Here is a 22,687-nt window from a genome sequence, read left to right as displayed (position 1 = left end):
ATATATTTTTCCTTATCATTTTTTATCTTTGTCAGCAGGCGTTTTGAACACCCATATGAGCCACAGTATCACACCTGCGGCTAAAGCTATCCCTAGCCATATGTTTCTTGCAAAATAAGAGGCTATCGCCATAAAAGCATAATAGTCCCAGAATATCCTTATTCCCACAGCCACAGAAGCTATCGCCGCAATGAGAACAGCCCCTGCCGCACAGTCTTTAGCCTTTTTAGCAAGGGGGTTTTTATCTTTACACGCCATATCCACAGCGGCTTCAACAGCCGTGTTCACAAGCTCTAGTGAAATAACAAGCCCTATGCAGATATAAACTGCGGCAGTTTCGGCGGCGCTAAGCCCGTAAAATCGCATAAGCAGTATCACAAGCACTGCAACGCCAACGTGAAAACGCATATTGCGCTCTGTTTTTATACAGCTCACAACGCCCTCAAAGGCATAAACAAAGCCCTTGAAGAAACGTCCTATCCCTGTTTTACCTGTGTTCATGCTCGCCTAAGAAAGTGGCGTCACGGGATATGCCCAGATTGCCAAGTATAGCTTCTTCCTTTTCACGCATTATCCTCTCCTGAAGATTGCTTTCTTCATGGTCATAGCCAAGGAGATGAAGCATTGAATGTACTGTCAAAAAGCCTATCTCTCTTTCAAGAGAGTGACCATATATCTCAGCCTGACGGTAAGCAGTTTCAAGGCTTATGACTATATCTCCCAGCAGGAAAGCACCTGTTTCGTGGTTCATGTCAAAATCACCGTTCTCGCCAAGAGGAAAGCTCAGCACGTCTGTTGAGCGGTCTATGTTTCTATGCTCCTTGTTAAGCTCATGTATCTGCTCGTCATTCACAAAAGATACAGAAACTTCAAAATCGTCATTGTGACCCTCATATTCCAACACAGCATGGCAACAGCGTCTTACAAGAAGCCTTATGCCAACTGGTATCTTTACCTCTGTCTGGTTGTTGGTTATCATTACTTTTACCTTGCCCATTACTTTTTCACATTCCTTTTTTGTTATATTTTTCATAAGCAAGGATTATGTCCTGCACAAGCTTGTGACGGACAACGTCCTTGTCGGTAAATCTGTTTATCGATATATCGTCAATGCCTTTGAGTACGTTCATTGCCTGAATAAGTCCTGACTTTCTCTGGTCAGGCAGGTCTATCTGCGTTATATCGCCTGTTATGACTATCTTTGAGTTGAATCCAAGACGTGTGAGGAACATCTTCATCTGCTCGTGAGTGGTGTTCTGCGCTTCATCAAGGATAATGAAAGAATCGTCAAGAGTACGTCCTCTCATGTATGCCAGCGGAGCGACTTCGATACAGCCACGCTCCTGCTGTTTAGCGAAAGTGTCAGGACCGAGCATTTCAAAAAGTGCGTCATAAAGCGGTCTGAGATATGGGTCTACCTTACATTGCAGGTCGCCCGGAAGAAAGCCCAGCTTTTCTCCTGCTTCAACCGCAGGACGTGTGAGGATTATCTTCTCCACCTCGTGCGCCTTGAAAGCCTTTACCGCCATTGCCACCGCAAGATAAGTCTTGCCCGTTCCCGCAGGACCAACGCCCATGACGATAGTCTTTTTCCTTATTGCTTCAACATATCTTTTCTGACCGAGAGTTTTCGGCTTGACGAGCTTTCCGCTCACCGTTACGCACACGCCGTCATCAGACATATGCTTTATCTCATACTGCTTGCCCTCACGCACAAGTGTGAAAACATATCTTATAGTCTGCTCAGTGATAGCCTCGCCCTTGTTGATAAGAGCAATAAGGCTATTTATAGCTTCCGAGGCGTTAAATACGTTCTCCTCATCGCCTGTTATCTTGATATCGTCACCTCTGCCGAGAATCACAACATTATACTCTTTTTGGATAAGATTAACATTCTCGTCATAATTGCCGAAAAGGCTGAGTACAGTTTCCATTCTGTCCACGCTGATAAGTTTTTCCGCCATTAGCACAACTTCCTCTTTTTTTGTTCTGATATACCTATTATACAAAGTTATTATATCACATTTTTCCTCTGATTGCAACAATCTCAGTAAGATTTAACACTTTTTTATGCACCTTTTCACACTTTTTGATCATTTCTTAATAAAAAATTCCACCTCTCTGCAAAGCTCGCCATATAGGGTGTATGTTACAGTAGCGGTTACTCCGTTTTCTGTCACATTATCCTCCACTTGCCGGTCTTTTATCTCATAGTCTGAGAGAAAATTTTCCTCATATAAATACGCCTTTTCATGAACGGCGTCAAGTGCCTGCTGTTCTGTCAGGGTGTCTTGTGAAAATTTATATTCTTCAAGTTCGCAGGTGGTTATGCCAAAAGGCATTTCAAGTCCGAAAAGCGACAGAGGAGAATATCTCTGCTCATTTTTCCAGTAACCCTCAGGCTTTGAGAAAAAAAGAGGGATATCAGCGTCAAACACAGTGAAAAAACGCTTTGTATCTCTCTTGCCTGTCGTCTTTTCTGCCTTGTCCTCAAAGGGCTGTGTGAATGTGACAGTGCGCTCAAAAGTGCCTAGTATCTTACCCTTTGAGCGTGCATAGCTTGTCTTTGTTTCAACGTTTTCCTTGCCGTCTATCCAGCTTGATTTTGATGTGATGATCTCACCGCCTACAACGATATCGCCCTTTGTCACACCGCTTCCCACAGGTATCTTTAGCTGTCCGTCATAAACCTCGATTTTTTCGATAACTCCGTTTTCGCAGGCAACAAGATTTGAGGGATAGCGGTTTGACTCACGCTTTGTGTCGCCTTCAGTTTCGATAATGTCGATTATCAGCGTGTCACCCTTGCGTGTTATGCCTGCCCATGATATGCCCTCCACTTTTTGCTTTAACGCACGTTCTGTGACTATGAGATCAATACTTGGGATATAAGTGCCGGTTTCAACGCCCTCCTCTTTAAGCACCGACATAACGCCTTTTCTGATATTTTCATCATCACTGAGTATGTCAAACCTCACCACCACGTTTGATAGATAGAAGCACGAAAGCATGACAGCCGCAGTGCCTATGACAAGTCCTCCTCTTCCGAAAAAACGTTTTGCAAGAACAAAGCTTCCGTGACGTTTTGTGGCGGTGTATTCAAGCCCAAGTTCATTGCATAGTCTTTCAAGTGCCTTACAGTGTTCCGCAGGCATACGCAAAGTGAGCTTTCCGTTCTTTTCACACATTTTGCTAACGGGAAGCTTTTTTGACATTATCCTGCGGAAAAACTTGGTGAAGCTGTCACCTGTGATAACATAATCTATATAACCGAAAATCATTATCCTCTCTCCCTGATACTTCTTGACACAAGCTTGACCGACTCTATTTTTCCTCTTATCTCCACGCTGTCAGAGCAGAAATTTGACATTGTTAGTCCGCTGCCCCATATCTCTATCTCAAAAGAGCCTGTCAGCACCTTTGCCATTATCTCGCTGCACTCAACTATCTGCTTGCAGTTTTCGATAACGGCGGCTCTGTCATCAGTTATGCTTATGTATGAGCTTAGTGCGGTCAATTCTTTTGTCATGCCGAAAAAGCTTAAAAATGGTATCTTCTTCATTTTTGCGTCCTCCGTTCATTGTCTTATGCTTAATTATATTATTAAACAGACTGACATATACTTAAAAAGTAAAAGTAGGGAGGTAATAAAAATGTTGAAAAGACTTGCAAAGGAGCTTTGCGTATATATACTTGCGGGGGTGGTCATATGGTTCTGCATTATCACCATATCAGGGGGCGAGGGCGTAAAGCTTGGTATCTCCGAAGCCGTTGACCGCTGTATGAATATCATAATCCCGTCGCTGTTTGTTTTTATGGCGCTGTCGCAGATACTTGTTTCAGTGGGCTTTACTACTGCGTTTCAATGCCTTTTTATCCTATATCGAGATTTATAATGGGCATACCGCCTCAGCTTTTCTTTGTATTTCTTCTTGGCAATACCGCAGGCTATCCTGTGGGAGTAAAGCTTCTTTCGGATCTGTGTCAGAGAAAGATAATATCCCAGCGTACTGCAAAGATAATGTCCTGCTTTTGCTGCTGTGGAGGGCCTGCTTTTTATTCTGGTACAGTGGGTCTTGCAGTGTTTGGTTGTACAGGAGCAGGCATTGCAGTGTTCGTATCCATACTAGCGGCAAATTTTCTCACTGCACTTGTTCTCGGCAGAGCTATAAATGAGGATAAGAAAACATCAAAGCCGACTTTCAGACTTGACGGCAGAATGTTCACCGACAGCGTTATCTCAGCAGGAAAGTCGCTTTTTGTTATCTGCGTTATGATAGTCTTTTTCGGAGCGTTTATGTCCTCTCTTGAATACTGCGGAGCGTTCAGCTTTCTGAAAGATGCGTTTTCAATGTCAGAAAACGAGCTTGTGCTTGTGAAAAGCTGTCTTGAAATAACCTCTCTCACTGAGCTTTCGGGAAGTCCATTTTATCTTCTGCCATTTATAGCCGCTGTCTGCTCCTTCGGTGGTCTGTGTGTGATTATACAAATATCTGCACTTGGCGTGGATTTCTCCCTTGTGCCGTTTTTTATCTCACGTTTGACATCAGCCTTTTTATCTGCTGTCATATGCCGTTTTATCTATCCTTTCTTTATTCCTGATTCAGTTTTGACTTCTGTTACAAATAATGTTAAATTCGTCAAAGTGAACAATTTTGTTCCCTCATTTTGCTTGATTATGATGATTTTATTACTAACTTTAAAGAAAAGACTAGCATTTTCTAAAACAGTATGATATAATTAATAACAAATGAAAAAAGATTAACTTATCTTAAAGGAGTTGTATAAATCATGGCAAAGAAGAGCTATTTTGGTAACAGAATTTCACCGTCATGTTCTTACTGCCTTTTCGGCAACAGATCAAGAGAAGGAAATAAGGTCCTTTGTGAGAAGCAGGGTCTGGTAGACGCTGATTATAGCTGTAAGAAGTGGGTCTATGATCCTATCAAGCGTGTTCCAAAGAAACAGCTTAATATTCCAAATCAGGAAGACGATGTTATCTGATACATAAAATATGCCGTACATTTTTTGGTGTACGGCTTTTATATTGCAAAAGATCCGCAGAGCGTTTTGTTTCGCCCTGCGGATCTTTCTATCTTATATCTTTTTTATCTTCGTGTAATTTGCCATTATCTTCTTTGTGCCACGATTATCGAATGCTATCTCAACAAGAGTATCGTTAGCCATAGGTTTTGAGCTTAAAACAGTGCCTTCACCGAATATCTTGTGCAAAACTCTGTCGCCTGGTGCGAAAGTTTCAGTATTAACAGAAAAATTGCTCTTATCAGCCTTTCGCTGAGCCAATTGCTGTTGCAGGCTCATGCTGTGAGGCTTTTCATAGCCGTTGAGATAAGGTGAAGCCTTTGTTTCCTCGGCTTGCTTTTCTATGCAATCGGCAGGAAGCTCTTTTATAAAGCGTGATATCCTGTTTCTGTCAGTGCGACCGTAAAGCATACGTTCCTCTGCGTGGGTAAGATAAAGCTTTTCCTTTGCTCGTGTCACCGCAACATAGGCAAGTCTGCGTTCCTCTTCCGTGTCAGCTTCTGATTCAAGACTTCTTGATGACGGGAAGATGTTGTCCTCCATGCCTACCACGAAAACTATGGGGAACTCAAGACCCTTTGCAGAGTGCATTGTCATAAGCACAACATAGTCAGCGTCAGAGTCGAGATTGTCAACGTCAGTGTAAAGTGATATTTCCTCCAAAAATCCCGACAGCGACGGCTCGTCAGCATTTTCCTCATAGCTTGACATGGTGGATTTAAGCTCGTTGATGTTTTCAAGACGTGTAAGACCCTCGTCGCCCTGCATTTCAAGATGACGCTTGTAGCCTGTCATATCAAGAAGCTTGTCCAAAAGCTCCGCAAGTGGCAGAGTGTCAGAAAGCTCAGTAAGCTCTGAGAGCATATCGCCCACAGGCATAAGCTGTTTTGAACGCTTCACAAGGGGAGCAAGCATATCGGCTTCCTGCATGATGTGGATAGGTGAATCCCCAAGGTCTGAGGTTATCTGCTCAAGAGCGTTTACAGTGGCTTCGCCGATACCACGTTTCGGCTCGTTGATTATTCTTCTCAGACGGAGAAAGTCAAAATGGTTGTTTATTACAGAGAGATAAGCGAGGATATCCTTTATTTCCTTTCTGTCATAGAATTTCAGACCGCCTATTATTTTATATGGTATTCCACTTTGTATGAACGTCTGCTCCAAAGCGTTCGATTGTGCGTTCATTCGGTAGAGTATAGCATGGTCATTGTATTTTCTGCCCTTGTTTATGTCCTCAAGAATGGTGTCAGCCACAAACTTTGCTTCACTGCGCTCGCTTGAAGCCTTGTATACTGTTACCTTATCACCGTCACCCGAAGCTGTCCACAGATTTTTGCCCTTTCTGCCCTGATTGTTGCTTATAAGCTGATTTGCGCAGTTAAGAATGTTCTGGGTCGAGCGGTAATTCTGTTCAAGCTTTATAACATCAGTGTCAGCATTGCAGTCGAACTGCTCCTCAAAGTTGAGGATATTCTCGATAGTCGCACCACGGAACTTATAGATACTCTGGTCGTCATCACCCACAACGCACAGGTTGTGGAATTTCTGTGACAGCAGCGAAACAAGTCTGAACTGAGCCTTGTTGGTGTCCTGATACTCGTCTACCATTATATATTTATACAAGTTCTGATAGTGATCGAGGACGTCAGGAAACTGCTCAAAAAGCTTGACTGTGTGGCAGATCATGTCGTCAAAGTCCATAGCATTTGCGGCTTTGAGCTTCTTCTGATAGTGCTTGTATACCTTGCCTATGGTCAGATTACGATAATCTCCTGTGGCTGAGGCGATGTATTCATCAGGCTCTTGGAGCAGGTCTTTAGCGTGGGATATCTCGCTGAGTATCGTTCTCGGTGGAAACATCTTCTCGGATATGCCAAGTTCTCTCAATATGCTTTTTACAGTTCTCTGAGAATCGTCAGAATCATAAATGGTGAAACTGCTTGAAAATCCAAGCTTGTCACATTCACGCCTGAGTATCCTTGCGCAGGCGGAGTGGAAAGTCGCCGCTGTAATGCCTTGACCTGCCTCTCCCAACATTCCTGCAAGACGTTCTTTAAGCTCGCCTGCCGCCTTGTTTGTGAACGTGATAGCAAGTATGCTCCACGGCTTTATGCAGTCATATGCCACAATGTCTGCAAGGGTAGAAGCGTCATTTGTCTTGCCGTCAATGTAGTCTTTGAGAAACTGTATGTCCTGTTCAGAGGGCGTGCCGTAGGTCTGCTCTGTGTTGTATGCGTTGCCGAAGTATATCATGTTTGCGATGCGGTTTACCAAAACAGTGGTCTTACCGCTTCCTGCTCCTGCCAGTATAAGGAGAGGTCCTTTTATTTTGAACACAGCCTTGCGCTGTTGGTCGTTCATTCGTGAAAAATATTTTTCAAGTGCTTTTCTTTTAAGAGCCGTAAACTGCTCCATTATATACACCTCCGTAAAATTTCTTTTATGCCGTATCCTACATTATAGCATATTTTTTCTATCTTGAAAAGGGCGGCGGCAAATTTTTTTCACATGAATAACAGTGGGTATGTTTTCCAATAATACATTAAATCAAATATTATGAACGGAGGAACATATATGAAAGCTGTTGTTTTATGCGGAGGACGTGGAGAAAGATTGATGCCCATGACAGACAGGCGACCTGCGGCTCTTCTGAGATTATGCGGAAAAGAAATTCTGCTTTTTACTCTTGAAATGCTGGAGAAAGCAGGCTTTGAAGAAGCTGTCCTTGCGGTGGGCTATGGCTCTGAACAGGTAGAAAGGCTTCTTGATGAAAAATACTCAGGTAAGATAAAGCTCCATATGATAAACACCGCAGGTAAAAGCACTGTGCAGGCTGTTAGAACAGCAATGTGCGATGAAACAGAAATTCTTGCCGTGGAATGTAACTGTATCTGCACTCACCCTCTTGATGAGATTATAAAAGTTCATTTGAGCCACGATACCTTTTGTACGGCTCTGACTTATGATACTGAAAACAAACCTGCTGGCATATATATAGTGAAAAGAGAGCTTTTTGATAGCCTTAATCCTGAAAGACCTATGGATATGACGGAGGATATTATCCCCGAGGCTGTGAAAAGTGGCGAAGCTGTCCTGCTTGACGGAAAAGGCTATTATAAAAGGATAACCACGCCTGAGGCTTTTCTCGATTGTCAAAGGCATATGCTTTACAATGAAAATATGTCACAAAGGCTGACGGAAAATAATTTCAGCGGTGCGGCAATAGGTGAGCCTGTTTATATAGGAGAGAACGTTTCTGTCATGTCAGGGTCGGTCATAGAAAGCGGAAGCGTCATAGACAATAACGCTGTTGTAAAGGGCGGCAAGGTGAACGGATATGTTGGCATAGGCTCGGTGGTATCTGAACGCTGTGATATAAACAGTGCAGTGGTATGCCGAGGGGCTGTCCTTGACAGCGGTGTGAAGTGCGGTGAATATTCCGTCATAGGCGAAAAGGCTCATATCGCAAGTGAAGCCGTCATTGAAAAAGGAGTGGGCATATGGTCCGGAAAAAATGTTGAAAAGGGCGCAAGGCTTTATGAAAACGTGAAAAGATCATCTGACAGCCGACTTGTCATAGACGAAAACGGCGAGTGCAGTTTGTGGGGCGGTGAAGCCACAGCGCAAAAGGCTATGCTTTTTGCACTGTGTGCCGCAAGCGCTGCAAAAAAAGGCGGAAGTATAGTGACAGCCTATGGCTCTGACGAAAGCTTTTTGCTCAAACAAGCCCTTGACTGCGGCATATGTCAGGCTGGAGTGAACGTGTACAGTATAGGCAGAGCAGGCATTTCGGAGCTTTCTTATGCGGTGAACAGATTTGGCGGAGAGTTCGGCATACTCATAGGCGCAAACATTTCAGGTCATGCAAGGCTTATTTCGGCTGGGGGAATGTTGCCTGATGAAAAGCTTCTTGACCGCATTGGAAGCATAGCTGACGACAGAGCTTATCGCAGTGTGGGGCTTTCTCAGATGGGTTGTGTGACAGATTTTTCAGCGGTGAGGGAGATATACGTCGCAGAGCTTGAAAAAATACTTCCTGACCGATTTAAAGGCGTAAATGTGGGTATCCGCACATATGATGTTAAAAAGGCGACCCTTGCCGACAGACTTTTTCATGGCAGGAACGATATAGACGGTGAGCGTATAATATTCAATCTTTCCGCAGACGGCACAAGGGTATCAGCTTACAGTGAGGAAACAGGCTATGTTATGTGGGAAAAACTGGTGGCAATGTATGCAGGGGTGTGCTTTGAAAAGGGGCTTGCGGTGGCATTGCCTGAGAATTTCCCCTCTATTGCCGATACCGCTGCTGAAGTCCACTGTGGCAGGCTTTACCGATACGAAAACAATGCTGACATAGCAAAGGACGTTGCCGTTTCGACCCATAATATGTTTGCCTATGACGGACTTTACCTTGCGTCAGCGGTGACGTCTTATCTGTCAGAGCAGGGGATAACGCTACAAAAAGCTCTCTGTGATGTGCCTGACGCATACACTTCAAGCCGATTTGTGGGCATAACAATGAGCCGTGAAAACAAGGAAAAGATATTTTCAGAGCTTGGCTGTTCGGCAGAGGGTGAGATAACAATGGGCAAGACACACGCAGTTATCAGACCGCTGAGGGATAAAAAAGGTATAACAGTGTTTGCAGAAAGCGTGAGCTGCGAGCAGGCGGCTGCCTTTTGCGAGGATATAACAAGCAGGATAAAGGGCATATTCAGATAAATGTAATAAATTGCTATTGACATTGAGACGAAAATGGAGTACAATATAATCAGATATTTTTGTTCGGACAAAGGCGGCTCATGCCGCTGTATTTAAACTGCGTTCATCACACCATTTTGTCTTTCTTTGAGGCTTTAAGCGTTTTTGACAGCACATGATAATAAAGCCCAAACGCAGCGGTATATTGAATCTAAACGGAAAAATCGAATATTATTTGAGCATGATAAAATGCAGCAGGAAGGAGATAATTGCTCCTGCCGTATGTTTGTGCTGCTTTTTTGCGGCATTTTGTGCCTTTGAAGGCTTAAAAGCGGAGTACAGCAGGGCAAAGTACATTATTTTATGAACGAAAAGAACAACACAGTAAAAAATCCTACACAAAAACGTTTTTCAGAAAAAAACAGAATAAGAGCGAGATACCTCTGGCTCAGGCTTCAAAAGAGCTTGACCGTGTAAAAAGTCAGAGAGCTTCGGGCAGTGTGAAAAAAACGCTTCAGCCGAGAAATGAAACTCCACAGAGAAAACCGCAGAATACTCAGCAAAGACGTCCAAGACCTGCGGCGAACAGAGTGAAAGAGCCTGTAAGAAGAACGCCTGTGAAGATAATCCCTCTTGGCGGTCTTAACGAGATAGGCAAGAATTTCACTGTTATCGAGTGTTCAAACGATATGTTCGTTATCGACTGCGGATTGGCTTTTCCTGACAGTGAAATGCCTGGAGTTGATATCGTTATCCCTGATTTCTCATACGTCGAGAAAAATCAGGAAAAGCTCAGGGGCGTTGTGCTTACACATGGTCATGAGGATCATATCGGCGGTCTGCCTTATTTTCTGAAAAAATTCAACGTGCCTGTTTACGGCACAAGGCTGACGCTGGGTCTTGTTGAGGGCAAGCTGAAAGAGCATGGGCTTTTAGGAACTGTAAAACTCAACGTTGTAACGCCAAGACAGACAGTTAAGCTTGGCTGTATGGCGGTGGAGTTTATAAGAGTAAACCACTCTATCCCTGATGCCGTGGGAATGGCTATCCATACCCCTGCTGGTGTGCTTATCCATACTGGCGACTTCAAGGTAGACTATACACCTATCGAGGGCGGTATAATCGACCTGCCTAGATTTGCAGAGCTTGGAAACAAGGGCGTTTTGGCTCTTATGGCTGACTCTACAAACGCTGAAAGACCTGGCTATACCATGAGCGAGCGCAAGGTTGGCGAAAGCTTTGTGAAGCTTTTCAACAAGGCTGAGGGCAAGAGGATAATCATTGCCACTTTCGCTTCAAACGTTCACAGAGTTCAGCAGATAATAAATAACGCTGTCACACACGGCAGAAAGGTAGCTGTGTCGGGCAGAAGTATGGTGAATGTTATCTCAAAGGGCATCGAGCTTGGCTATCTTAAAGTGCCTGACGGTGTGCTTGTGGATATCGACACTATATCGAGATATGCACCTGAAAAAATGGTCATCGTCACAACAGGAAGTCAGGGCGAGCCTATGTCGGCGCTTACAAGAATGTCGGCAAACGAGCATAGGAACGTTACTATCACTCCTATGGACTTTATCATAATCTCGGCTAATCCTATTCCGGGAAATGAGAAGTATGTCACAAAGGTAGTAAACGACCTTATGAGATTGGGTGCAGAGGTAATATACGAGTCAATGTACGAGGTACACGTTTCAGGACACGCTTGTCAGGAAGAGCAGAAATTGTTGCTTTCTATCACAAAGCCAAAGTTCTTTATCCCTGTACACGGCGAGTATAAACATCTTATGAAGCACAGAGATACGGCGCTTTCTGTGGGAATCCCTGAGAGCAATATAATCATTGCTGATATAGGCAACGTTATCGAAACAGACGGCGTTGATATGAAGATAACAGGACAAGTGCCTGCTGGAAAGGTGCTTGTGGACGGTCTTGGCGTCGGCGACGTTGGCGCAATAGTTCTCCGTGACAGAAAACATCTTGCTCAGGACGGACTTATCATTGCCGTGGCGACTATCGACAGGGCTTCGGGAGATATCCTTGCAGGGCCTGATGTGGTTTCAAGAGGCTTTGTGTATGTAAGAGAGAGCGAGGAGCTTATGACCGAAGCTCAGAAGCTTCTTACCGAAACACTTCAGGATTGTCTTGACAGAAATATGAAGGATTGGAATACCATAAAGGGTAGAATGAAGACAATCTTTCGGACTTTATTTTCACAAAGACAAAGAGAAGTCCTATGATTTTGCCGATAATAATGGAATTATGACCGCCTGTCAACAGTGCGGCTGTTTATAGAAATGCAGGAGCTTTAAAATGAAAAGTAACAACGGATTACAGATCATAATAAGAATAACAGTGTGCGTTACCATGCTTTCGTCACTTATAGGCGCTTTTATGCTGCATTCTACTCCGTCTCACAGAGAGTCGGGCAGTGTGCTTATTCTAGTGTCTGTGGCGGCGGCTGTATTGTGGGTGCTTGAAGAAGTGGTTTTCCACAATCACACTCGCAAGTATGTGGCAAAGCTTTCCACGATGATCTCAAAGACGGAGAGAGATTCTCTCCTGAATTTTCCTGCTCCTGCTATAATAATCGACAGCGAAAACGTCATCGTGTGGTATAACAGACTTTTTGGCAGACAGGTCTACTCTGAGGAGGAAGCCTACGGAATCGACCTCACAGAGCTTATGAATATCGATATGGATAAGATATACACCTCTGACGGCGACCTTGTTTGCACAAATTCTCATTTTTATAAGGCAAAGGCTATACATACCGATACAAACGGTGAGCTTTCAATGGTCTATTTCAATGACGTTACCGATTATGTGGAGCTTGAATATGAGTTCAGAATGTCCCACAAAGCGGTAATAATCATAACTATCGATAACTTTGACGAGCTTATGTCAAATATCAGAGAGAGTGAAAAAGCTCACGTTGTTGTTGAGATAGAAAAGCTTATTGAGGAATTTTTGGAGAATACCACTGCGGTATCAAAAAAGGTAGCAAGCGACAAGTTCTATGTTTATATGGAGGAACGCCACCTTGCACCTATAATCGAGCAGAGATTTAAGATACTCGAGCAGGCAAGAAAAATAGCCGTTGGCGAGCGTTCTAACCTTACATTGTCCATAGGTGTGGGCAGAGATGGTGCAAACCTTGCGGAGAGCGAGAAGTTTGCAAAGCAGGCTCTCGAAATGTGCCTTGGACGTGGCGGAGATCAGGCGGCTGTCAAGGAGGACGGTGAGTTCAAGTTCTTCGGCGGCATTTCTTCTGCACCTGACAAGAACAATAAGACCCGTATCCGTATGGTGGCAAAGGCTATGCTGGAGCTTATCTGCAACCACGATAAGGTGCTTATAATGGGTCACCGATTTGGCGATCTTGACAGCGTAGGTTCAGCAACAGGCTTCTGCTGTGCTATCAGAAACATGGTAAAAGAAGCTTACGTTGTGGTAGACCCTGAGCAGAATTTGTCGAAAACGCTTATAAATTATATAAATGAAAATGAGTCGGAGCATTATTACATAACTCCACAGGAGGGTCTTGAAAGACTTGACGATAACACGCTTCTTGTGGTAACTGATACCCATAACCCTGCACTGGTTGAGTCAAAGGAGATACTTGCAAGGGCGAAAAATGTGGTAGTTATCGACCACCACAGAAGAATGGTGAACGGTATCGAGCCGACTATAATGTCGTTCTTAGAGCCTAACGCATCATCGGCCTGCGAGCTTGTGACCGCTCTTATCGAGTATTTCGGCGAGGATTCCAATATCACAGTCCATGCGGCGGAAGCTCTGCTTGCGGGAATAATGCTGGATACAAAGAATTTCATTATGAAAACAGGCGTAAGCACTTTTGAAGCGGCAGCGTTTTTGAAGAAAAAGGGCGCTGATACCATAGCTGTCAAAAAGCTTTTTGCAAACTCTATTGAGACTTATCATCAGAAATCGTCGCTTATAAACAGTGCTCACCTTTATAAAGAGTGCGCAGTGGCTTATACGGAGGAAAGCTTCTCTGAAATAAGGATAGCGGCTTCACAGGCGGCAGACGAGCTGCTTGGTATAACAGGCGTAAAAGCTTCGTTCGTTATCTATGAAACGAACGGTGTGATAAATATCTCTGCACGAAGCATGGGTGCTTGTAATGTGCAGATCGTCATGGAGTCTTTGGGTGGCGGCGGTCATCTTACTATGGCGGCAACTCAGCTCAACTGTTCAATGAATGAGGCGAGAAAACGCCTTGCAGACGCCATTGACGAATACTGGGAAAATAATTCGCAGGAATAAAAAAAGAAAGGCAGAGTGAATAATATGAAAGTTATTTTGTTAAAAGATGTAAAGGGTTCAGGCAAGCAGGGAGATATCATCAACGTTGCAGACGGATATGCAAGAAATTTTCTTATCGGAAAGGGTCTTGCACTTGAAGCTACAGCTAAAAACCTTAATGACCTTGCAGGCAAAAAGGCTTCCGCTCAGCACAAGATAGATGTTGAAACAGCCGACAATAAAGCTATCGCAGAGAAAATAAAGGATAAGGAAGTTCTGGTAAAGGCTAAGGCAGGTCAGGGCGGAAAGCTCTTTGGCGCAGTTACAGCAAACGTTATTTCAGATTGCCTCAAGGCTCAGTATGGCGTTGTTATCGAGAAGAAGAAGATAAATCTTACAGCCGAGATAAAGGCTTTCGGTGACTATACTGCACAGATAAAGCTTACTCATGGCGTATCATGCAGCATTAAAGTAAAGGTCGTTGAGGAGTAATCATGGCTGATAATTTCCGTGGGCTTACCACAGGAGCGACCCTTGGCAGGGAGCTGCCCTTTTCTCAGGAGGCTGAGGAAGCCGTTCTGGGAGGGGTTCTTCGTGATCCTTCGGTGCTTCCGAAGGTCATTGAGATACTAAAGCCTGAAAGCTTTATCGTCCACAGCACCAGCAGCTTTTCACCATAATAGTGAGAATGTTCACCACAGGCAGCAAAGAGGACCTTATCACGGTAATTAATGAAGCCGTCACAATGGGTGTTTTTGAAACGTCTGCAATGGCTAAGAATTATCTTCTTGGCATTATGGAAATGGTGCCGTCAACGGATAATATTGAGAGCTATTGCAAGATAATCGAGGAAAAAGCAAGGGTAAGGTCGCTTATAAATGCCGCTAATCAGATTCTTGAAAAGGCGTATGACGGCGGTGAGGATTCTCAGACGCAGCTTGACGCTGCCGAGCAGTCTATATTTGAAATAAGACAGGGCAGAGATGTTCAGGGCCTTACACGAATAAGCGACGTTATCGTTGATACATTCGAGCATTTGCAGGAGATATCAGGTCCTGACGCAGGCGAACATCTTGGAGCAAAGACAGGCTTTGGCCAGCTTGACGCAATCACAACAGGTCTTAACAGAACTGACCTTATCATTATCGCGGCACGTCCTGCAATGGGAAAATCTGCATTTGCACTTAATATTGCGGTGAATACCTGCAAGGCGACAAAGCGTGACGTTGTTATATTCTCTCTCGAAATGGGTAAGGAACAGCTCGTGTCCCGTATGCTTGCTTCAGAGGCGCTTGTTAATAATACCCTGCTTAGGTCGGGCAATCTTGAGCCTTCCGATTGGGAGAAGATAGCAGGTGCGGCAGATACGCTGTCACAGCTTCCTATATATTTTGATGACGGTGCAGGCTGTACAGTGCCGCAGATGAAAGCAAAGCTCAGAAGAATGAGAAATCTTGGACTTGTGGTCATCGACTACATACAGCTCATGCAATCAGCAAATAAAAACGCCAGCCGTGTTGAGGCGGTGTCTGAGATAACACGTTCCTTGAAGCTTATGGCTAAGGAGCTTAATGTGCCTGTTATCGCACTTTCACAGCTTTCCCGTAGCTCGGAGAAGCGTGACGATAAAAGACCTATCCTTTCAGACCTGCGAGAATCAGGTTCTATCGAGCAGGACGCTGATATCATCATGTTCCTCTATCGTGACGCTTACTACAGCGATGAGGGCGACAAGTCGGTGGCTGAGTGTATCGTTGCGAAAAACCGTCACGGACAGACAGATAAGGTGCAACTTGGCTGGATAGGCGAATATACCCTGTTCAGAGGTCTTGATTTCAGGAGAGATGATGAATAATTTTCTTGTAAAGGTAGCTTCTACCATAGAGAAATTTAATATGGCAAATAAGAGCGAACGCTTGCTTGTGTGCCTCTCAGGAGGCGCCGACAGCGTTACGCTCCTTTTGTGTTTATATGAGCTGGGCTATGATGTATGCGCTTGCCATGTCAATCATCATCTCCGTGGGGAAGAAAGCGACAGAGATCAGCATTTTTGTGAAAAGCTTTGCGAGAAGCTTGGGGTCGAGCTGAAAGTGTTTCATGCTGACGTCGTGGGCTATTGCAAGGAACATTCTGTATCCACTGAGGAGGGGGCAAGAAAGCTCAGATACGACTTTTTCGACAGTATAGGTGCAGACAAGATATGCACAGCACACAGTCTTTCGGATTGCCTTGAAACTGCCATATTCAACCTCGCAAGAGGTACGGGTCTGAAAGGTATTTGCGGAATACCGCCTGTGAGGGGAAATATCATAAGACCGCTTATAGATTGTACTCGTCAGGAAATAGAGGGCTTTCTCAAAGAGAGAGGACAGGACTTTGTTACTGATTCCACAAATCTTACTGACGATTATACCAGAAATAAGATTCGCCACCTTGTTGTGCCAAGGCTTGCGGAGCTTAACAGTTCGCTTTTTGGCTCATATTCCATGACAGCTGACAGGCTTAGAACAGACAGCGATTATCTTGAAAGTCAGGGGCTTGAAGCCTTTGAGAAAGCGGTCTTGCCAAAGGGTTATGACGCATTGTGTCTAAGACAGCTCCACGAAAGTGTACGCCGCCGTGCAATAATGCACATCCTCGAGAAAGAGGGGCTTGCTGTGAGCCATGACAGTATCGAGGATATCGACAGGCTGATACTTGACGTTGGCAAGGCGAACGTCAAGGGCGGAGTCTTTGCGGTCTGCTCAAAAGGTGTGCTCAGCTTTGCAAAGGGCGAGATGCTTGATAACAGCACTCTCAGGAGCGTTAAGGTAAGCGACGAGGGCGTTTATCAGTTCGGCAGTAAGGAGATAGAGTTCAAAATCTATCCTTTTGACGGAAAAATCGCAAATGTTCATAAAAAGTTTGCAAATTGCTGTCTGGATTATGATAAAATAAAGGGTGAGATTGTTGTCGAAAATCGCAGAGAGGGCGAGAAGATACGCCTTGTGAACAGAGATTTTGACAGCGATGTGCGAAAGCTGGTGAACAAGTCCTTCAGACTTGAGGACAGGAGCAGTGCCGTTATCCTAAAAGATAGTCAGGGCGTCGTTTTCGTTGAAGGAAGCGGTGCGGCTGAAAGGGTGAAGATAGACTCTGAAACCGTTAAAATATTGGCTTTTACCATAAAGTGAGAGGAATATCACCCTAAGCTGAAAAGTTTTTTGTGTGAACTTGTATTTTTTCACTTTTCTGTCACATTGATAATATATAATCAGAGAGGTTGTTAGTTAATGAACAATATATCGGTTCTTTATTCTGAGGAAGAGCTTGCATTGTCTGTGAAAAAGCTTGGAGCAGAGATAACTGAAGAGTATAAAGGAAAAAAGCTTCTTGTTGTGTGCGTTCTTAAGGGAGCGTTCGTGTTTACTGCCGATCTTGTAAGAAGTATCGACAATGATATGCAGATCGCTTTTATTACTGCAAAGAGTTATGCTGGCACAAGCTCAACAGGAAATGTTTCAATTTCAGGAGACCATGATCTTATGGGTCTTGACCTGAGAGAGTGGGACGTTTTATTGGTTGAGGATATTCTCGACACAGGAAGAACACTTTGCGAGTTAAAAAAGAAGTTTGCGTCAATGGGTGCGCCAAGTGTTAAGATAGCTGTTATGCTTGATAAGCCGTCAAGACGTGTTGCAGACATAACACCTGATTTCAAATGCTATGAGATTGAGGACAGATTCGTTGTTGGCTGTGGTCTTGATTATGATGAGAGATATAGAAATCTTCCTTTTATCGGTATAGTTTCCGAATAAGGAGCCAAATATAATACAGAACAAAAGGTTGTGATCGATTGAAAAACAATAATAATGGAAAGACCCTGTTGATCTATCTGCTGGTATCGGTTGCCATAATCTGCGGATTGGTCTATATGCTAACAAGCATGAGCACAAAATCTTCCGACAAAAAATATTCGGAGATAATGGAACAGTTTGACAGCCTGAACGTGTCACAGTTTGAGCTTGACCTTGGCTCCGGACAGCTTAAGTATAAGCTCAAGGGCGAGGATAAGGTATATAGTTATACAGTTCCAAATGTTTCACTGTTTGCAAATGAAGTCCTTGGCGGTGAGGACGCTGAGAACTATCGTAAGAAATATAATACTGAAAATCCAGACGATCCTTTGCAGTATAATCTTATACCGATATCGGATAACAGCTTCTGGCTTAATCTGATACCGACGCTGCTTATGCTGGGCGTTATGATATTCTTTTTTGTGTTCATGATGAAGAATGCAGGCGGCGGAAAGATGTCATCTTTCGGAAAAACAAATGCCAAAATGGCGCCAAGCAGCAAGAAAGCTACCTTTGATGATGTTGCGGGTGCAGACGAGGAAAAGGAAGAACTTAAGGAGATCGTTGATTTTCTCCGTGATAATAAGAAGTATACCGAGATCGGTGCGAGAATACCTAAGGGCGTTCTGCTCCTCGGCCCTCCGGGTACAGGTAAAACGCTTCTTGCAAGAGCCGTTGCAGGCGAAGCAAAAGTTCCATTCTTCTCTATCTCAGGCTCTGACTTCGTTGAGATGTTCGTGGGCGTCGGTGCTTCAAGAGTAAGAGATCTTTTTGAGCAGGCTAAGAAAAACGCTCCTGCTATCATCTTTATAGACGAGATCGACGCAGTGGGCAGACAGAGAGGCGCAGGCCTTGGCGGCGGTCATGACGAGCGTGAGCAGACCCTTAACCAGCTTCTTGTTGAAATGGACGGCTTTGAGGATAACGATTCTGTTATTGTTATGGCTGCAACAAACAGACGTGATATACTTGACCCTGCACTTCTTCGTCCGGGCAGATTTGACCGACAGATACTTGTGGGCTATCCTGACGTTAAGGGCAGAGAAGCTATACTGAAAGTTCACACAAGAAACAAGCCCCTCGCTCCTGACGTTGACCTTGAAACTATTGCAAAATCAACCGTGGGCTTTACAGGTGCAGACCTTGAAAACCTTGTGAACGAGGCTTCGCTCCTTGCGGCAAGAAAGAATAAAAAGGCTATCACCAAAGATGAGCTTGAGGAAGCTTCTATCAAGGTTGTGGCAGGTCCTGAGAAAAAGTCTAAGGTCATCACAGAGGACGAAAAGAAGCTTACCGCTTATCATGAGGGCGGTCATGCACTCTGCACATACTACAGCAAATCACAGGATAAAGTTCATCAGGTATCTATCATACCTAGAGGTCAGGCTGGCGGTTTCACAATGAGCCTGCCTGTCAAGGATAAATCTTATGTTAGCAAGAACGAGATGTACGAAAATATCGTGGTTCTTCTTGGCGGACGTGTTGCTGAGAAGCTGATCCTTGACGACATCTCAACGGGTGCTTCAAATGACCTTGAGAGAGCTACTTCCACAGCTAGAAACATGGTAACACGCTACGGCTTCAGTGACAATCTTGGTCCTGTTGTATATGGTCAGGGAGATCATGAAGTATTTCTTGGCAGGGATTACACTAATACACCAAGCTACTCTGATAACGTTGCGGCTGAGATCGATAATGAGATAAGAACTCTTATTGAAAGTGCATTTACTGACGCTGAAAAGATACTCAACGAGCATATGGATAAGCTTCATGTTGTGGCTAAGTATCTTATGAAGTATGAAAAGGTTGACGGTGCAACATTTGAGAAGCTTATGAATGGCGAGCTTACAGAAAGCGAGTTCATGGGCGAACCTGATAAAACACCAGAAATCCAGGATACTCCTGAGATAGTTGATGATATTTCAGTTGACGATAATTGATATGGAAGATCAGACGTGTAAAAGCGTCTGATTTTTTTTGTGATGTCTGCTTGATTTTGCAGTAAGGATAGTGTATAATAAGGGTAACTGTAAAATGCAGTATAGAACGGAGATAGCAAATGAACTTACTTTTTATCGGAGATGTTGTGGGACAAAGCGGCTGCGATTTTCTTGAAAGCAGAATGTATAAGTTGAAGCGTGAATATGATATAGATGTGACCGTGGTGAACGGTGAAAATTCTGCTCAGGGCAATGGTATCACACCGCAGTCTTACAGACAGCTTCTCAACATGGGGGCTGACGTTGTAACAACGGGAAATCATTCTTTCAGACGACGTGAGGCTGAGGAGCTTTATGACACAAACGAGCAACTTTTAAGACCTGCCAATTACTCTGAGGGCGTTATGGGTCATGGAGTGACTTATATCGATATGTGTCCTTATAAGATAGCCGTGGTAAATCTTATGGGAACGATGTATATGGAAGCAGTGGAAAATCCTTTCAACTATGTTGACAAGCTTCTTGAAAGCATTGATACGCCTAATATAATCGTTGATTTTCATGCGGAGGCAACTTCTGAAAAAAAGGCTATGGGCTTTTATCTGCAAAAACGATGCACTGCTGTGCTTGGCACTCATACCCATGTTCAGACGGCTGATGAAATGATCTTAGGCGGACATACCGCCTATATCACCGATGTTGGAATGACAGGCCCTGAGCTTTCCGTACTTGGGGTGGACAGTGATATAGTCATAAACAAGTTCAAATATCGCACCCCTGTGAGGTTTTCAGAAAGCACCAACGATTGCTTTATAAACGGAGTTGTGGTAAAATTTGATGAAAAATCGGGAAAAGCAACAAATATACAGCGTGTTATTAAGCGATAATAACGAAAAGTATTAATAAAGCTTGAAATTTTATTATGTATGTAGTATAATATAGTGTGTATAATAAGTGGGGTAAATTCTTTGAATTTACTTATGGAGGTATTCAAGTGGAAATTCTAAAGGTTTCTTCAAGGTCTGTCCCTAATTCGGTGGCAGGAGCAGTTTCGGGCGTTATCCGTGACAGCGGTGCAGTTGAGGTACAGGCAGTGGGCGCAGGCGCAGCCAATCAGGCGATCAAGGCTATAGCGATCGCAAGGGGCTATCTTGCACCATTGGGCATTGATCTTATTTGTATCCCTGCATTTGCAAGCGTTTTGATCGACGGTGAGGAAAGAACTGCGATCAAGCTTATTTGTGAAGAAAGATAATAATGCGGCAGCAAGGCGTGTTAAAGTCTTGCTGCTTTTTGCTACAAAGGAGGGGACAGCATGGAAACTGTTTTGCAGACTTATGGGCTTACAAAGCAGTATGGAAGCTTTACAGCGCTGAGCAATCTTGACCTTGCGCTGGAGAGGGGTAAAATTATCGGTCTGCTAGGACCGAACGGAAGCGGAAAAACAACATTTATCAAGCTTTGCTGTGGTCTTATAAAACCTACGGCAGGGGATATACTCATATGCGGAATGCCTATTGGCGTGGAAACTAAAAAAGTGGTTTCCTATCTGCCTGACAGAAATTTCATACCTGACGATATGAAAGTAAATGAGATGATTAGGTTTTTTCAGGATTTTTACAGCAATTTCAATGTAGCAAAGGCTCAGGATATGATGAACAGGCTGGGGATAAACCCTGTAGCAAAGTTCAAGACAATGTCAAAGGGTACAAAAGAAAAGGTGCAGCTTTGTCTTGTTATGAGCCGTGAGGCTGACGTTTATCTTCTTGATGAGCCTATCGCAGGCGTAGACCCTGCGGCGAGAGATTATATACTCAACACCATAATCTCAAATTACAACGAGCGGGCGGCTGTGGTAATTTCCACCCACCTTATTGCAGATATCGAGCCTGTTCTTGACGATGTGGTGATGATACAAAATGGTATGCTAAGGCTGCATAAATCTGTTGACGCTATCCATAACGAAACCGGCAAGTCTGTGGATCAGCTTTTCAGGGAGGTGTACAGATGTTAGGCAAGCTTTTGAAATATGAGCTTAAACGCTCGGCAAGAAAGTTTTTCCCTCTTGTGTTGGGATATATGATAGTTGCACTGATATTTTCTCTGATGCTTCGTTATGGTGAGAGCGTTAAAAGCCCTAATTTTCTGGTGATATTCATTGTTGTGTGCATTGCCTATGGTATTGCGGTGGGGGCGTTGTTCACTGTGGGCTTTACCATATCGCTGACGAATTTTCACAAGACCCTTTTCACTGACGAGGGATATCTTATGCTGACAATACCTGTCAAGCCATATTATCATATTTTCACAAAGTTCATTTCTTCTGTGATATGGTCAGCGGCAAGCATGATCGTTTTTGTGCTTTCGCTGTTGCTTATCGACCAACAGAGTATCTTGACTCTGTGGGAGATTTTATAAACGCTTTGGGCAACGGCTTTGCTGAAGAACCGCTCACTTCGTTTCTGATATGCCTGTATACTCTGACGCTGTTTGCAGGCTTGCAGATTTTCTTATATTTTGTTATCTCTCTTTCAAACTGTTTCAAACACAAAGTTCTAGTAGCTTTGCCATAATCTTCGCTTGCAATATGTTATCCTCGATGATAAGCAATCTGGCAGGCGACCTTTCTCTGTGGAATATGCTCTTTATGCCAACGTCACGCTTGCCCGATACGGAAGTGGCATTCAACCTAAGACTTGTGTTTATGACAATGTATCAGTTCGCATATATTTTGGCATATTTCTTGTTGACTAACTTTATAATAACACGCAAACATAATTTGCAGTAAAAAGGCGCTGTAAAAAAACGCGCAATAAAAAAAGACTGCAACCACCCTTAAAAGGGTAGGAAAGCAGTCTTTTTTGTGGTATAATAAATTTGATGAAAAAATACCAA

The 22,687-nt window shown here is 43.8% G+C and carries 20 protein-coding genes and 1 pseudogene; 15 read left to right on the top strand and 6 right to left on the bottom strand.

Translation table 11 applies throughout. The features are described 5' to 3' along the window. Positions 1–15: 15 nt before the first annotated feature. The 5 genes from DW793_RS09500 to DW793_RS09480 form a co-directional block, all read right to left on the bottom strand. Positions 16–501 carry a diacylglycerol kinase family protein gene (locus DW793_RS09500; RefSeq protein WP_118157812.1) on the bottom strand — a complete coding sequence of 162 codons (486 nt, stop codon included), beginning with the start codon at positions 499–501 and terminating at the stop codon, positions 16–18. Then, the gene (gene ybeY, locus DW793_RS09495; protein WP_046440186.1) at positions 488–997 is read right to left on the bottom strand and encodes an rRNA maturation RNase YbeY; all 510 of its coding nucleotides are present in this window, start codon (positions 995–997) and stop codon (positions 488–490) included. Before ybeY ends, DW793_RS09500 begins: the two co-directional genes overlap by 14 nt. Positions 998–1,004: 7 nt before the next feature. Then, positions 1,005–1,964, bottom strand: a complete 960-nt coding sequence (locus tag DW793_RS09490; protein WP_117858963.1) for a PhoH family protein — start codon at positions 1,962–1,964, stop codon at positions 1,005–1,007. Between the two features lie 129 nt (positions 1,965–2,093). Then, a complete protein-coding gene (locus tag DW793_RS09485; protein WP_118157810.1) occupies positions 2,094–3,281 on the bottom strand; it encodes a sporulation protein YqfD in 1,188 nt (395 codons plus the stop codon). Next, on the bottom strand, positions 3,281–3,562 hold the full coding sequence (locus DW793_RS09480; protein ID WP_022287811.1) for a YabP/YqfC family sporulation protein: 282 nt from the start codon (positions 3,560–3,562) through the stop codon (positions 3,281–3,283). The genes DW793_RS09485 and DW793_RS09480 overlap by 1 nt, the downstream gene beginning before the upstream one ends. A 91-nt stretch (positions 3,563–3,653) precedes the next feature. Here DW793_RS09480 and DW793_RS09475 point away from each other — a divergent pair, with 91 nt between their 5' ends. The 3 genes from DW793_RS09475 to DW793_RS09465 are packed head-to-tail and all read left to right on the top strand — an operon-like array spanning position 3,654 to position 5,004. Further along, positions 3,654–3,896: a hypothetical protein gene (locus tag DW793_RS09475; RefSeq protein WP_118157808.1), complete on the top strand. Its 243-nt coding sequence runs from the start codon at positions 3,654–3,656 to the stop codon at positions 3,894–3,896. Then, on the top strand, positions 3,896–4,735 hold the full coding sequence (locus DW793_RS09470) for a nucleoside recognition protein (RefSeq protein WP_118157806.1): 840 nt from the start codon (positions 3,896–3,898) through the stop codon (positions 4,733–4,735). Before DW793_RS09475 ends, DW793_RS09470 begins: the two co-directional genes overlap by 1 nt. Before the next feature lie 56 nt (positions 4,736–4,791). Continuing rightward, positions 4,792–5,004, top strand: a complete 213-nt coding sequence (locus DW793_RS09465; RefSeq protein ID WP_022287813.1) for a hypothetical protein — start codon at positions 4,792–4,794, stop codon at positions 5,002–5,004. A 93-nt stretch (positions 5,005–5,097) separates the two neighbouring features. On the opposite strand, the gene DW793_RS09460 is transcribed toward DW793_RS09465, so the two are convergent. Beyond that, positions 5,098–7,458: an ATP-dependent helicase gene (locus tag DW793_RS09460; protein ID WP_117877572.1), complete on the bottom strand. Its 2,361-nt coding sequence runs from the start codon at positions 7,456–7,458 to the stop codon at positions 5,098–5,100. 159 nt (positions 7,459–7,617) lie between these two features. Between DW793_RS09460 and DW793_RS09455 the strand changes: the two genes are divergently transcribed. From DW793_RS09455 to DW793_RS09395, 12 genes and pseudogenes are all read left to right on the top strand, one after another. Further along, a complete protein-coding gene (locus DW793_RS09455) occupies positions 7,618–9,768 on the top strand; it encodes a sugar phosphate nucleotidyltransferase (protein ID WP_181988334.1) in 2,151 nt (716 codons plus the stop codon). A 479-nt stretch (positions 9,769–10,247) separates the two neighbouring features. Beyond that, on the top strand, positions 10,248–11,987 hold the full coding sequence (locus DW793_RS09445; RefSeq protein ID WP_390624673.1) for a ribonuclease J: 1,740 nt from the start codon (positions 10,248–10,250) through the stop codon (positions 11,985–11,987). Positions 11,988–12,060: 73 nt separating this feature from the next. Continuing rightward, the gene (locus DW793_RS09440) at positions 12,061–14,037 is read left to right on the top strand and encodes a DHH family phosphoesterase (protein ID WP_117864584.1); all 1,977 of its coding nucleotides are present in this window, start codon (positions 12,061–12,063) and stop codon (positions 14,035–14,037) included. Between the two features lie 24 nt (positions 14,038–14,061). Further along, entirely contained in the window at positions 14,062–14,508 is a 447-nt protein-coding gene (gene rplI, locus DW793_RS09435) for a 50S ribosomal protein L9 (RefSeq protein ID WP_022287818.1), read from the top strand. A gap of 2 nt (positions 14,509–14,510) precedes the next feature. Beyond that, positions 14,511–15,871: pseudogene (gene dnaB / locus DW793_RS09430) on the top strand (replicative DNA helicase). Next, complete coding sequence (tilS, locus tag DW793_RS09425; protein ID WP_118157802.1) at positions 15,861–17,189, top strand: tRNA lysidine(34) synthetase TilS; 1,329 nt, start codon at positions 15,861–15,863, stop codon at positions 17,187–17,189. Before dnaB ends, tilS begins: the two are co-directional and overlap by 11 nt. A gap of 99 nt (positions 17,190–17,288) precedes the next feature. Next, positions 17,289–17,813 carry a hypoxanthine phosphoribosyltransferase gene (gene hpt, locus DW793_RS09420; RefSeq protein ID WP_118157800.1) on the top strand — a complete coding sequence of 175 codons (525 nt, stop codon included), beginning with the start codon at positions 17,289–17,291 and terminating at the stop codon, positions 17,811–17,813. Between the two features lie 38 nt (positions 17,814–17,851). Continuing rightward, complete coding sequence (gene ftsH / locus DW793_RS09415; RefSeq protein WP_117858948.1) at positions 17,852–19,792, top strand: ATP-dependent zinc metalloprotease FtsH; 1,941 nt, start codon at positions 17,852–17,854, stop codon at positions 19,790–19,792. A 119-nt stretch (positions 19,793–19,911) separates the two neighbouring features. Beyond that, a complete protein-coding gene (locus tag DW793_RS09410) occupies positions 19,912–20,679 on the top strand; it encodes a TIGR00282 family metallophosphoesterase (protein WP_118157798.1) in 768 nt (255 codons plus the stop codon). Positions 20,680–20,786: 107 nt separating this feature from the next. Beyond that, positions 20,787–21,047 (top strand): stage V sporulation protein S, encoded by a 261-nt coding sequence (locus tag DW793_RS09405; protein WP_022287824.1) that lies wholly within the window; start codon positions 20,787–20,789, stop codon positions 21,045–21,047. A gap of 60 nt (positions 21,048–21,107) precedes the next feature. Beyond that, positions 21,108–21,806, top strand: a complete 699-nt coding sequence (locus DW793_RS09400) for an ABC transporter ATP-binding protein (protein WP_118157796.1) — start codon at positions 21,108–21,110, stop codon at positions 21,804–21,806. Then, positions 21,800–22,210, top strand: a complete 411-nt coding sequence (locus DW793_RS09395) for a hypothetical protein (protein WP_118157794.1) — start codon at positions 21,800–21,802, stop codon at positions 22,208–22,210. Before DW793_RS09400 ends, DW793_RS09395 begins: the two co-directional genes overlap by 7 nt. Positions 22,211–22,687: the final 477 nt, after the last annotated feature.

The sequence above is a fragment of the Ruminococcus sp. AM31-15AC genome, assembly GCF_003462045.1.
In the GTDB taxonomy this organism is placed as follows: domain Bacteria; phylum Bacillota; class Clostridia; order Oscillospirales; family Ruminococcaceae; genus Hominimerdicola; species Hominimerdicola aceti.
Note: the sequence above shows the minus strand (reverse complement) of the source record. Positions and strands in the feature narration are given on the sequence as shown.